The following is a 13,056-nucleotide window of genomic DNA, read 5'->3' as shown; positions in this document are numbered from 1 at the left end:
CATCCGTGGACGGATGCTGTTTTGGGCCGACGCCGGAGCGCTGAAGCCGATCGCCGTCGCGAATGCCGATGATACAAGCAGAATCGTGCTGATCCTGCTTGCGCAGGTTGGGTACGTCGTCATTTCTTCCTCCTGAGGGAAAAAATGCGCCCGTCCCCAAACTGGCGCTATGGTCATGAAATGTTCCCGCCATTGGGAACATTTCGCTGATAATATACCCATTTGAAATCGGTTAGAAGTTAACCGCAAGGGGCGATTTACGCCTACCTAATATGCGGTATCCCCATTGAGCCATTGTGAGGTGGACGACACATATCTTGCGCTTCGATCACGATCCGAACCGGTTGGTGGACGCGCATCGGGGCTCCGAATTCAATGCGGAAACCCGTTTTCCTCGACGATCTTCCAGATTTGCCGGTTGATGTCCCTGATCGCCTCGATCGAGGCGCCAATACGATGCATCTCGTTGTCGTCGAGTTCCTCAAGCTTGCCATAGCGAACAGCATCCTTGCTGTCGAAAATGCGCATCAGCTGGGTGCTGGCACGCGTGCCGGTCTCGTCGAACGAGTAGATGCAATGGCTGTATTTGTTGCGCAGCTTGCCCTGATGCGTCAGCTGATCGGTCACCGACAGCACGGCATCCCGGCAGGACGGCGGCGTCTTGGCCATCTTGGCCAGCCGCTCGACGAGGTCGAGCCGGGCGCGCGTGGTGTTCAGCGTCAGGAAGATGATGATCGCGGTTTCCTTGTCGACCTGGGCCAGGCCGGCGATCAGGTAGATGAGCAGGCTCTCCGTGTTGGTCCAGGTATAGTTGAGCTGGCCAACGGTGAGCAGGACATCCTGGAAGCGCGGCATTTCCGCCTCATGCCAACGGCAGCTGGGCCGTCGGGACGGCCGGCGTGCTTGCGCCTCTCCCGCTGACCGCCTCCCGCCTCCCGTGATAGATCGCCGCTGCCTCGGTGCGATTATGGGCACCAAGCTTGGTGATGATGTTGTGAAGATGAATCTTGACCGTGTGCTCGGAGAGCCCAAGCGCCGCGGCGATGAGCTTGTTTTGCAAGCCGCGCGCGACCATGCCCAATATCTGCAATTCGCGGTCCGTCAGCTCGTCGAAATCGTCGGGATCGCTCTCTTGCCGGCGACTTGCCTTGGCCGGCTCTTCGAGGTCGGCGGCAACCGCACCCCATTTTTGCCCCATGATCGGCTCGAACAGCGACAGCGGGAAATACTCCCCACCGCGCAACACCAGCCTGACCACCGACAGCCAGACGTCGAGCTTCAGGTTCATCGGCAGCACGCCGCGCACGTTTCGCGCGGTCACCACGTCGCGGATCGAGACTTGTTGCTGCCCGTCTTCCTGGATCAGCATGATCTGTGCTGCCGGGTGCATCTGCGACAATTGCTCGGAATGTCCGGCCACGGCCGGCAACTGCCCGGCCTCAAGCAGGATCAGCGCCACCGGGCAGTCGAGGCGCGCACAGGCCTCCGCCAAGGTCGGCACCTGTTCCACCACAACCCAAGGGAACTCCCGCTCGATCGCAAAGACCAGGCTCTCCGACACGAAATCGTCAGGAGCAACGATCAGCAATGTCTTGCAGGCTTTCTGCGCGGAGCCATCTGCTCCACTAGCGCGGCGCGCGCTGGGAATTGCCACCCGATACATGAGGTCTCCCGCCCACTGTTCGCAAACACGCGATATCCCCACTAGCCGCTTCATGGGGGCCTTATTCAGCGACCATACACCTGCCGTTAACGGTTCGGTATAAGCAAGACGGGCTAGGGCGAGCTACGGCCTACGCCTCTTGGGGGACATCCCCCTGCACGTTTGAGCTATAGCGCTGGAACGGCTTGCCGGCGCTGCGAACCGTCATACGAGCTATTGGCATTGCCGCGCCGCGCCTTGCGCAAGATTTCCCGCGCCACCGCCCGCTTCTGCAAATGCTTCGCAATTCCGCGCATATGGCATCTAGCTAATATATTAACCCGCGGCTGCGCTGCTATATCTAGATCATCGCAGCCAATGCTCGCCACGATCCACCGAACTGCCTAGCGCGAACTGTTAGCTTACAATTCTCAAGCCACAGCGAGAGACTTCCCCGGTTTCGTCAGCATGGGCGTGGCGCATTCGGGGCTTCAGCATTGGACATCCGGGGCCGTTCAAAAGGGCAAGATGTTCACGGCATTGTGAAGACTCCGACCGCCACCCAGCACAACCAGGGAGGTACTCGGCCATTCAGACACGATGCGGGATCTTCAGCCATGAGTCCCCTGGGCATGATGATCCAGACAATCTCAGCAAACTCAGCAAATCAAATTGGCAAAGCGTCCGCGTGAAGCCCATGACCGTGTAAAAGATGAAGACGGTCCAGCTGTCGCGGTCCCAACCGAGGACAAGACGATGTCTGATCGCAATTCCAACAACCTGAACACATTTGGCTTGCAATATGCAGGGAACGAGTACGATCCCGGCAGCAAAGAGAGCGACGGCTCCAACAGCAATACAAACACCAATACGACTGACAATACCAACGGCAACAACAACACCAGCGACAACACGAGTGACAACACCAACAATAACGGAAACGAAAACAGCAACGAATCCGAAAATAAGAACGAAAACAAGAACGAGACCAAGTCTGAAAACGAAAATAAGAACGAATCCGAAAACAAGAACTCGAATGTAAACAAGAACGACACCAAGGTCGACGTCAATGTCGGCGTCAAGGTTGACCTGCAGGCTGAAGGCCTTGGCCACGACGACCACTCCGACAATCGCTTCGCCGACATCAACAACACCGGCGGCACGATTCACGACCTGCTGTTCACCAAAGACGGCAGCATCAGCTACCACACCGGTGATGAGGTAAATTTCAACGACGTCCTCAACAATTCGATGAATGGCCCAGGCAACAACAATGCCTTTGTCATGAACCAAAGCGCCAAGCTGTCGGACAACGACACGCTGTCGAATGCAACCGTCGCAAATAACGCACCTTTCACCCAGACCCTCGATGCCAAGGGCGGCCACGCAACGACCGGTGACGGCGTCGTGTCCGGCGGTGGTGGCGGCGGCGGCGGCAACGCCAAGGCCGATGGCGGCGACGGCGGCAATGGCGGCGACGCCAAGGGCGGCAAGGCCGATGGTGGCAACGGGACCGGTGGCACTGCCGCCAGCACCGCGCAGGGTGGTGATGCCACGGGCGACGTCAAGGCCGATGGCGGCAACAGCAACGGCGGCGATGCCAAGAACAATGCCGACGGCGGCAACGGCGAAGGCGGCAGCGGCGGCAACGGCGGCGCTGGCACGGGCCTCGGCCTGGGTCTCGGCCTGGGCATTGGCCTGGGTGCGGGCCTTGGCGGCGACTCCAAGGCCGATGGCGGCGATGCCAAGTCCGAAACCGGCAACGCCAAGGCCGACAGCGGCAACGCCTCTGGACAATCCGGCGACGCCGGAAACGGCGGTTCGGGCGGCGACAGCGGCCATTCGGAAGGCGGCAACGCTAGTGGCGATGGCGGCAACGGCATCGACGCATTCGTGCCCATCCTGCCGATCCTCAACTTCGGCGCAGGCGGCGATGCCACCGGTGATGGCGGCAATTCCGGCAACACCGGCAATGGCGGTGGCGGCGGTGGCGGCGGCGGAACCGGTTCCTCCGACGCGACGACCGGCGCAGCCAATGCGGCCAGCGGCGCATCTGACGCAACTGGCGGCGGCGCCGCTTCGGCTGGCGGCGCGGGCACCGGCACCGGCACGGGCACGGGCTCCGGTTCGGGCACCGGCGCGGGTAATGGCGGCGGCGGCGGCAGCGGCGGCGACGGCAATGGTGGCCACGCGACGAATGGCGATGCGACTGGCGGCGCCAGCACCGGCGGTCTCGCCGGCGCGTGGGGCGGCAACGGCGGCGGCGCATTGAGTGGTGCCTGGGCTGACGGCCATGGCGGCGATGCCCTCGGCGGCGCGGCATTTGCCGGCGCGGGCGGCATCGGCGGCGCGGGCGGCATTGCCACCGCCGGCGACGGCGGCGCGGGCGGCGATGGCGGCACCTGGGGCTCGAACAATGGCCATGACGGTTACGTCACCGGCACGAGCACGGCGCATTCCGACGCCATTATCGACCCGAGCTCGTTCAACCAGTCGATCGTGATGGGCGCAAACCTGCAAGGCAACACGGTCAACATGACCGTGGTGGGTGGCGACTACCATCACATCCTGACCGGTGAATCCTCCACCGACCACACAACGCTATAGCCGGCAACTGCCGAGGCCTCGTCAATACGGGGCCAAGCAAGCTGGACTGCGCGGTGCCCCCGCGCAGTCCTTCCCTGGCCGGTGGAGCCCTCAATCAGCCTCACCGCGCCTGAACTCCGGGCGGAGGCGATACCATGTATTCCGCATATTTCGGTAAGGTCACCGAGACGATCGCTCACTTCATCGGCCTGTTCGAGACGTCGGCGGAACAAGCCCGTCTCAAGCTGGCCTACGACGAGTTCAGGGCCACGCATAAGGCCGACGAACAGCTAGCCGATCACCCGACAGTCACCATCAAGATCGATGCGTCCCACCAACTGCAGGACTTCGATCCCTACGTGCCATATCAGCCCGTCAAGCCGGGCATTGAAATGGCCTCGGTACTGCCATACGTCGCCTACGCGCCTCCGGAGGTCCCTATTCCAGATGGCCAGTACCTTTCCCCGCCAGATCATTATTTCCCTCGCGTATTCAATGATGCAGGTGATCAGGTCCACCTGCCGGTGATCGACCCGCCAGGCTCGATCGCCTTCATCCTCAACCAGGAGATCCGTCTTTCAGACGACGACTATGTCAGTGTCGGGGGCAGTGGGCTGAAGTTCACGCCGCCGCCGGTGGACAACGGTGTGCTCGACGCGCTGCATCAGGCAGCATCCAGCATCAGTCCGATCAACGACCTGACGCTTCCGGGCTCGGCTCAGGAGATGGCGCAGTTCGTCACCACGGCGATCACGCGGCTCGACAGCCTCAGCGCCGACGGTCACGGCAACGCGGAGATATTCACCACAAAGGGCACCTCTATTGACGGCACCTATCTCAACGGCAAGCTCATCAACGAAGCCGACACGCCCAAGATGGCAGACTATGTGGATTACCTGAAGGTCAAGGACACGACCCAAGGCACTCCGCAAGCCCCGCTCAATACAACGGTGGCACCTGACTCGGGCCAGTTCATGCATGGCTGGGGCGACGGAACGGTCAGCCCGAGCGTCAACATTTCGACCGGCGGCAATACCGTCATCAACTCCGCCACGGTCGTCAACGACTGGGCCTCGGCAAGCGTCATGGCCGTCATCGGCAACCATGTCTCGGTTCACGCCATCGTCCAGGTCAATGCCATATGCGACGGCGACGGCATCGGCGCGGCGCTCGGCGGCTGGCAGACCACCCACAGCCCGGACCAGAGCTTCAACATCGCGATGTTCAAGCACATCGACCCGACCGCCGATCACGCACCGGCGACGGCTCCCACGGACTTCCCGGCCTACTATGTGGTGACGCAGATCACCGGCGACCTGATGATGATGAACTGGGTCAACCAGGTCAGCTTCGTCAGCGACAACGATGTCGTCGTCGCGGCTTCGTCAGGCGTTCACACGGCTTTGTCGACCGGCTCCAACACCTCGTTCAACAGCGTTGACCTCAACGAACTCGGCCACAACTACGATCTCATCATCGTCGGCGGCAATGTCTATGACGCCAGCCTCATCCAGCAATTCAACGTGCTGGTCAGCAACAACACCATCGGTGCTGCCGCGGATTTTCACACGACTGGCCACGGGTCGGTCTCGACAGGCGCAAACCTGACGTGGAATCAGGCAAACATCGTCAATGTAGGCAATGGCGTCTACCAGACGCTGCCGGACGGCTACACCAAGGCGGCAAGCGACTTCGGGGCGGGCAAGCACGACCTGTCGACATCGATCCTGCACGATCCAGCCTTCGCCGGCGCTGGCCTGCTGCGCGTGCTCTACGTCTCGGGTGACGTCTACAACCTGCAATACATCAAGCAGACGACCGTCATGGGCGACAGCGATCAGCTGGCGCTTGCCATGAGCAAGGTCGCTCCCGATCCCAATGCCACCTGGACGATCACCACAGGCCACGATCAACTGGCCAACCACGCAACCATCGTCAGTGTTGATGGCGCCAACAAGATTTACGTCGGCGGTGAACATTACTCCGATGAAGTCCTGATCCAGGCCAACCTCGTTTCGAGCGCTCCCGACCTCGGGGCGCAAAATCCCAACATCCTCGCCAACGAAGCTGTCGCCTTCTTGACCGACAGCACCCACGACACGAGCAGCACGCCCCATCAAGACCATATCACGCCGCAGCCAGCCGATTCCGCATCGGCCGACGTCATGCAGCACATGCTGGGCTGAGCCCTTCGGAGGATTTCGAACATGACTGACGACCGCGAGCAGGGTTGGGGTGTCTTCCACAACGCGGCGGACGACGACTACCTGGGGGAAAGCTCCCAGCCACGTCCGAAGCCAGTGCAGGCCAAGCCCGCACCGGAAGAGAAAGAGAAGTTGTCGAGTGCCGTCGCGTCCCAGGAAGAGGCCCTCGACCGCCTCGAACGCTACATCGACAACGTCATAGGCGAATTGCACGAGGCAGCCGACAATAAGGCTGAAGCCGCAACGGCGCACCCGCAACCTGATGTCGTCGTCCCGGCATCGGCGCCTCTCGCCGACACTGCCAGTCAGCACACACCGCCCGCGCGCCCATCGGCCGCCGCGCCAATCGTGACATCTGTCGAGCGGAGCATTTCAGCACAAGGCGCCTCCCAGCCCCCCGCTGAAGTCGTACCGCCGTCCCAGCCTCAACCGGCCCAGCGCGCAATTTTCGAGACTCCGGCCACTGATCGGCAGGACCCTGTTCCGCCCCGCCCAATGCCCGTCGAGCCGGCGCGCGAGACACAGGCCGCACCAGAAAAAAACCCTCCTCCCGAAATGCGCGTTGCCGAGCCGCAAGCCAAGACCGAGATGAAGGGCAAGCCCGCAACACCGGTCGGCAAGGTGATCGACGCCGACAACGGGCCGATCAAGGCCAAGGAGAAATTGCCCGACACCAACGGCCCGACCGGGGGCAACGTCGATGGCGGTGGCGGCGGTGGTGGGGGCGGCGGAGGTGGCGGGGGCGTCTTCCACAAGCGCCTGGGACCGGTCGATTTTTCCGCCTCGCTCAAGACCGGCCTCCAGGTCGTAAAGCGCAATCTTTTGATCGTCATGCTGTTCACCTTGGCGAGCAACGTCCTGGTCCTGGCGATACCGCTCTATCTGTTCCAGATTTCCGACCGCGTTCTGACCAGCCGTTCCGTCGACACGCTGATCATGCTGACCATCGTGATCGTCGGGGCCGTCGTGCTGCAGACAGTTTTCGACGCCATCCGACGCCTGATCCTGATGCGCACCGCCGTTGAGGTCGCAGCCCAGCTTGGCGCGCCGATCCTGAGCGCTGCCGCCCGCGCGGCGCTGCACTCGAACGGTCGCGAATACCAGACCCTGAGCGACCTCCAGCAGCTCCGCACATTTCTGGTCTCGGGTACGCTTCTGACCCTGCTCGACGCACCGCTGGCGCCGTTCTTTGTGCTCGCCGTGTTCCTGGTGCATCCGCATCTCGGCTTCATCGTCGTTGCGACGTCGCTGATCCTGCTGGTCATCACCATCATCAACCAGCGCGCGACCGAGGCACCTTTCAGCGAAGCCAACACCTTCAACAGCAAGGCCAATCTGCATCTCGACTCGATGGCGCGGAATTCGCAGATCATCAACGCGCTCGCCATGATCCCCGAGGCTGTCCGCATCTGGGGCAAGGATACGGCAAGCTCGCTGCGCGCCCAGGTCATCGCCCAGGACCGCAACATCGCCTTTGCCTCGGCATCCAAGGCAACCCGTTTGCTCACCCAGATCGCAATGCTTGGCTGGGGCGCGCATCTCGCGCTCGATGGCCAACTGAGCGGCGGCATGGTGATTGCCGCGTCGATCATCGCCAGCCGTGCGCTCGGGCCCATCGAAGGCGCCATCGAAGGCTGGAACCAGGTCATCCAGTCCCGCGCCGCCTATGGCCGTATCGCCAGCCTGCTCGAGGCCTCTCCGCTCAATTTCGAGCGCCTCAACCTGCCGCGTCCAGAAGGACGCCTGGATGTCGAGCGGCTGCTGTTTGTGCCGCAAGGTACCAAGCGGGTCGTGCTCAACGGCATCACTTTCGCGCTGGCGCCGGGAGATTCCCTGGCCGTCATCGGCAATTCGGGTGCCGGCAAGACGACGCTCGGCAAGATGCTGGTCGGGTCGATCCTGCCGACATCGGGCAACGTCCGCCTCGACCTGATGGATCTGCGCAACTGGGATCAGCGCCAGTTCGGTGAAAACATCGGCTACCTGCCGCAGGACGTGCAGCTGTTCCCCGCCTCGATCAAGGCCAACATCGCCCGCATGCGCGACGACGCCAGCGATGCCGAGATCTACCAGGCAGCCCAGCTCGCCGACGTGCACGAGATGATCGCCACCTTGCCACACGGCTACGAGACCTTTGTGGCGTCGGATGGCGCACCACTGTCCGGCGGTCAGAAGCAGCGCATAGCGCTCGCCCGCGCCTTCTTCGGCAACCCGCGCATGGTGGTGCTGGACGAGCCGAACTCCAATCTCGACGCGGCCGGTGACGTTGCCCTTGCACGCGCGCTCCAGCACGCCAAGGAAAACAAGATCACCGTCATCACCATAACCCAGCGGCCGGCTCTGCTGCAGAGCGTCGACAAGATCCTGCTGCTGGTCAACGGCACCGTGGCTTTGTTCGGCGCGCGGCAGGACGTCCTCCAGGCTCTGGCCCAGCGCGGCCTGAGCATCGAAGGCGGTTCCTTCGGCCATCAGATCCAATAGGCGGGCAATGCAATGAGCGACTCGGCAATCGTAAAGGTCCACGATCTCGAATGGTACGCCGACGTGCCGCGCTCGATCACCAAGCAAACCCAAGTCGGCCTGCTGCTCATCGCCCTGACCTTCGGCGGCTTCGGCACCTGGGCTTTCACCGCCCCGCTCGCCGCGGCCATCATCGCCCAGGGTTCGTTTGTGGCTTCGGGCCAGAACAAGATCGTCCAGCATCTCGAAGGCGGCATCATCAAGGAGCTTCTGGTCAACGAAGGCGACCGGGTTCGCTACGACCAGCCACTGGTTCGTCTCGACGAAACGGCAGCGAAAGCAACCGAGCGGCAGCTGTTCCTGCGCCAGGTGCGCCTGGATGCCATCGCCGCCCGCTTGACGGCCGAAGTCACCCAGTCCCTGCAGATATCCTATCCGAAAGACGTGACCGACAACATGGACGATCCTGAGATCAAGCCGATCGTCGATAGCCAGCAATTGAATTTCGATGCCGCGCGCAACAAGCTCCAGAGCGAGATCGACCTTCTCCAGCAAAACATTTCCGGCTTCCGTTACCGCGCCGACGGCTATCAGCAGCAACACGACGCGGTCGAGCGGCAGCTGGAGCTGATGAAGGAGGAGTATGCCGGCAAGAAGATACTGGCCGACAAGGGGCTTCTCAGGGCAACCGAACTCAAGTCGATCCAGCGCGCCATGGCCGATGCCGATGGCCAGATCGGCCGGCTCGCAGCCCAGGTCTCCGAGACCGGTGCCGAGGTCATCAAGCTGGAGCAGCAGATCAAGCAGGCCGAAGAGGCCTACAAGCAGGTCGCGCTCGACCAATTGCAGAACCTTGAAGGTGATCTCGACACGGTTCGCGAGCAGTTGCGCCAGGCGCAGAGCGTGCTCAACCGCGTCACCATCAACGCGCCGGTGGCCGGCACGATCGTGCGTATGTATTATCATACCTCAGGCGGCGTCATCGAAAGCGGCAAGCCGATCCTGGAAATCCTGCCATCGGATGTTCCGCTGGTGATCGAGGCGCTGATTTCCCGCGCCGACATCGACAATGTGCGCGTCGGCCAAAGTGCGGCGGTTCGGCTTACCGCACTCAACCGGCGCACCACGCCCGTGCTCAATGGCCAGGTAATCTACGTCTCCGCCGATGCCCTTCCCGACAGTTCGAGCCCTGTGGCACGGGAAGTCTATCTTGCCCGCGTAAGCCTGCCGACGAGCGAACTCAATCGGGTGCACGGCTTCTCGCCAACGCCCGGCATGCCGGCCGAGGTTCTGGTCCAGACCCAGGAACGCACCTTCTTCAGGTACCTGACCAAGCCGATCGCCGACTCCATGTCGCGTGCGTTCATGGAGCGCTGAGCGAGATCAAGCCAGCGAGCTGGGGGACAACATGCAGGTCGACGTCATCACCGATCCAGGCAAGCTCGACGAGATCAGGGAAAACTGGAACCTGGTCTATGATGAAGACCCCGAAGCCCAGTTCTTCCTGTCCTGGACATGGCTCTCGCGGCATATCCGCCTCTATGACGGCACCTGGTTCGTCCTCGCTGCGCGCGACGGTGGACCGGGAACGCCTTATGCCGGGTTCATGCCTCTGCGCCTGCGTATCAGGCTGGACACCGAAACCGGACATTTCTCCAACGATATCAACATGGCCGGCAACTATGCCGCCGATTATGCCGGCGCCATTTGCACGCCCGCCTTCGCGTTGCAGGCGATGCAGGCCTTCGGCCGCCACATGCGCGACATGGCCTGGACAAACATCCATCTCGAAAACATCCGCATGTCGGACGAGCGGTTGCTGGCCTTCCTTGGCCAGTTTCCACGCGAGACGTTGGCGTTGCGCGAATATAGCCGCGTCAACACCGAGGACAATGTCAACAACTGCCGCTGCTTCGCGGCCAGCCTGCCCGACAGTTTCGAAGGCTACCTCGACAATGTGCTGAGCACCAACACGCGCCAGAAGCTGCGGCGCTTCATGCGCAAGGTCGACGCGGGCGCATTACGCGTCACCCATGCCGACGCCGAAACGCTTGATCGCGACATCGACATGATGCTCGATTTCTGGCGCATCCGCTGGGGTGCGCGCAAGGGCAACCGGCTGCAGTCGATCATTCGCCACAACAAGGTCGTGTTGCAGACGAGCTTCGAGACCGGGTCGCTGTTCATGCCGGTGCTGTGGCAGGGCGACAGGCCGCTCGGTGCGCTGGCGAGCTTTGTCGACCCCATGAAAAAGCAGATGCTGTTCTACATCTCCGGCCGCGACGAGACGGCGACATCGATCCCCGTCGGGCTCATCCTGCACGGCCACAGCATCCAGCTTGCCATCGAGCGCGGCTTTGGTACCTACGACTTCCTGCGCGGCGACGAGCCCTACAAATTTGCCTTCGGCGTCACCGAGAGCAAGATCCGCTGCGCCGTGATCTACACCAAGGACGGACTGAACGTCGGCAACCGGCTCAACCCGCGTTCGCTCGACGGCGTCTTCGCCGAGGTGACGCGCTTTCATCGAGAGGGCCAATTGGCGCGCGCCGAAAGCGGCTATCGCCAGATCCTGGGCACCGATCCGCTGCATGAAACAGCGCTTTATGGTCTAGGCCAGCTGGTTTCCGACAAGGGCGATCACCGCGAAGCGCACCGCCTGTTCGAAACTTTGGCATCCATTGCGCCCAGATCGGCGAAGGTCTGGTTCAGGCTGGGATTTGCAGCACAGGCGCTCGACGATCACGCTGGTGCCGTCGAGGCATTCCGCCGCTCGCTTGAGCTGGACGGCAATTTTGCCGGAGCGAAATTTTCGCTGGCCAAGAGCCTTGCCGAGCTTGACCGTAGCGAAGACGCCATCGACACGCTCGAAGCGCTCCAGCATGAGCTTGAGGCGATGCAGGGTAGCGACACCTTGCTGGTCAAAACCAGGGCGTTGCTGACGCGGTTGAAGCGGCAAACCCGGCCGAGCTACATCATGCTCAACCCGCAGCCCAAGGCTGCGCGCCAGCTTGTTGGGGTTTTGTAGGCAGGCGGGAGCGTGGCCGCACGGTCATCCTCGCGGCCCACATGGCCGCCGGACGTCACGCCTTCAGCAGCCACTCGTGCTCCTTGGCGTTGTGGAATTTCCACGTCCGCTTCGGCCCGGCCATGACGTTGAGATAATAGAGGTCGTAGCCGTGGCAGGCGGCACACGGATGGTAGCCCTTGGGCACCAGCGTCACGTCGCCGTCCTCGACCGCCATCGCCTCGTCGAGATCGCGATGCCCCGCATCGTTGAACTCGGTGTAGACGCGCTGGAAGGCAAAACCCTGCGGCGGGTTGAGCCGATGGTAATAGGTCTCCTCAAGCATCGACTCATGAGGCAGATTGTCCTCGTCGTGCTTGTGCGGCGGATAGCTCGACGTGTGGCCGCCAGGCGTGATGACCTCGACCACCAGCAGCGAATCCGCCGGTTCGCTTTCGGGCAGGATGTTGGTGACGTAGCGCGTGTTGGTGCCCTTGCCGCGCGTCTCCTGCTTGACGTCTTGAGGCCCGATCACCCGCACCGGCAAGTCGCCTCCGAGATCAGGAGCTGTGCAAACGGCGAGTTCCACATTGGTCTCGGCGCGCACCGACCAGTCGCCACCCGCCGGCACATAGACAGACCACGGCTTGCCTTCGAAAGGCGACATGCGTTCGCCCAGCGTGCCAAGGTCCTCTTCGCCGACCCGCACATGCGCCTTGCCTGAGACTAGCACCAGGCAGGTCTCGCGGTCGGCCGTCCAGTCGCCATAGGTGTCGCCGGGTTCGAGCTTGTGCAGATCGAAGCCGACATAGGTCCAACCGGCGATTTCGGGCGTCACATGGGTAACGCGTCCGGTGCCGTGCTTGGGCTTGATCAGAAGTTTGGACATCTTCTCATTCCTTGTCGGCGGCAACGTCGGTGCCGGGCTTGTAAGTGATGAGGAATTGCCAGGCACCATAGGCGGCCATGCCGCCGGCAAGCGTGCCCCAGAAACCGGAACCGGTGACAAACTCGAATACCGACCACGCCGCGCAGAAGACGACAATCGCGATACGCCGCCACAGCGGTCGGAAGAACGGGTGGTTCTGGTCCTGGATCAATTGAGCACTGCCTCGCCGGTGAACCGTTTCAGATCGTAGCTGGCCTCACGACTGCGC

General features: G+C 62.3%; 9 protein-coding genes. 5 read left to right on the top strand and 4 right to left on the bottom strand.

Going from position 1 to position 13,056, the window contains the following annotated elements:
• Positions 1-372: 372 nt before the first annotated feature.
• Positions 373-855 (bottom strand): hypothetical protein, encoded by a 483-nt coding sequence (locus tag AC1RTB_RS08865; protein WP_492877852.1) that lies wholly within the window; start codon positions 853-855, stop codon positions 373-375.
• Positions 856-862: 7 nt separating this feature from the next.
• Complete coding sequence (locus AC1RTB_RS08860; protein ID WP_492877854.1) at positions 863-1,663, bottom strand: helix-turn-helix transcriptional regulator; 801 nt, start codon at positions 1,661-1,663, stop codon at positions 863-865.
• 735 nt (positions 1,664-2,398) lie between these two features.
• On the opposite strand from AC1RTB_RS08860, the gene AC1RTB_RS08855 reads away from it, so the two are divergent.
• The 5 genes from AC1RTB_RS08855 (at position 2,399) to AC1RTB_RS08835 (ending at position 11,920) form a co-directional block, all read left to right on the top strand.
• Positions 2,399-4,249 carry a hypothetical protein gene (locus AC1RTB_RS08855; RefSeq protein ID WP_492877855.1) on the top strand — a complete coding sequence of 617 codons (1,851 nt, stop codon included), beginning with the start codon at positions 2,399-2,401 and terminating at the stop codon, positions 4,247-4,249.
• A 134-nt stretch (positions 4,250-4,383) separates the two neighbouring features.
• Complete coding sequence (locus AC1RTB_RS08850) at positions 4,384-6,414, top strand: type I secretion protein (RefSeq protein WP_492877857.1); 2,031 nt, start codon at positions 4,384-4,386, stop codon at positions 6,412-6,414.
• 21 nt (positions 6,415-6,435) lie between these two features.
• Positions 6,436-8,913 carry a type I secretion system permease/ATPase gene (locus tag AC1RTB_RS08845; RefSeq protein WP_492877859.1) on the top strand — a complete coding sequence of 826 codons (2,478 nt, stop codon included), beginning with the start codon at positions 6,436-6,438 and terminating at the stop codon, positions 8,911-8,913.
• Positions 8,914-8,925: 12 nt separating this feature from the next.
• The gene (locus AC1RTB_RS08840) at positions 8,926-10,269 is read left to right on the top strand and encodes an HlyD family type I secretion periplasmic adaptor subunit (RefSeq protein WP_492877861.1); all 1,344 of its coding nucleotides are present in this window, start codon (positions 8,926-8,928) and stop codon (positions 10,267-10,269) included.
• 31 nt (positions 10,270-10,300) lie between these two features.
• Positions 10,301-11,920, top strand: coding sequence for a GNAT family N-acetyltransferase (locus tag AC1RTB_RS08835; protein WP_492877863.1), 1,620 nt, complete (start codon positions 10,301-10,303; stop codon positions 11,918-11,920).
• A gap of 55 nt (positions 11,921-11,975) precedes the next feature.
• On the opposite strand, the gene iolB is transcribed toward AC1RTB_RS08835, so the two are convergent.
• Together iolB and AC1RTB_RS08825 are read right to left on the bottom strand one after the other, a co-directional pair.
• Positions 11,976-12,788, bottom strand: coding sequence for a 5-deoxy-glucuronate isomerase (gene iolB, locus AC1RTB_RS08830; RefSeq protein WP_492877865.1), 813 nt, complete (start codon positions 12,786-12,788; stop codon positions 11,976-11,978).
• Positions 12,789-12,792: 4 nt separating this feature from the next.
• Complete coding sequence (locus tag AC1RTB_RS08825) at positions 12,793-12,996, bottom strand: DUF3329 domain-containing protein (protein WP_492878195.1); 204 nt, start codon at positions 12,994-12,996, stop codon at positions 12,793-12,795.
• Positions 12,997-13,056: the final 60 nt, after the last annotated feature.

It is taken from the genome of Aminobacter sp. GW821-FHT11F06, assembly GCF_058808215.1.
Note: the sequence above shows the minus strand (reverse complement) of the source record. Positions and strands in the feature narration are given on the sequence as shown.

Coding starts and splice junctions, on each gene's coding strand:
- AC1RTB_RS08865 (WP_492877852.1), bottom strand. CDS start 855: ATGCCGCGCTTCCAGGATGTCCTGCTCACCGTTGGCCAGCTCAACTAT.
- AC1RTB_RS08860 (WP_492877854.1), bottom strand. CDS start 1,663: ATGTATCGGGTGGCAATTCCCAGCGCGCGCCGCGCTAGTGGAGCAGAT.
- AC1RTB_RS08855 (WP_492877855.1), top strand. CDS start 2,399: ATGTCTGATCGCAATTCCAACAACCTGAACACATTTGGCTTGCAATAT.
- AC1RTB_RS08850 (WP_492877857.1), top strand. CDS start 4,384: ATGTATTCCGCATATTTCGGTAAGGTCACCGAGACGATCGCTCACTTC.
- AC1RTB_RS08845 (WP_492877859.1), top strand. CDS start 6,436: ATGACTGACGACCGCGAGCAGGGTTGGGGTGTCTTCCACAACGCGGCG.
- AC1RTB_RS08840 (WP_492877861.1), top strand. CDS start 8,926: ATGAGCGACTCGGCAATCGTAAAGGTCCACGATCTCGAATGGTACGCC.
- AC1RTB_RS08835 (WP_492877863.1), top strand. CDS start 10,301: ATGCAGGTCGACGTCATCACCGATCCAGGCAAGCTCGACGAGATCAGG.
- iolB (WP_492877865.1), bottom strand. CDS start 12,788: ATGTCCAAACTTCTGATCAAGCCCAAGCACGGCACCGGACGCGTTACC.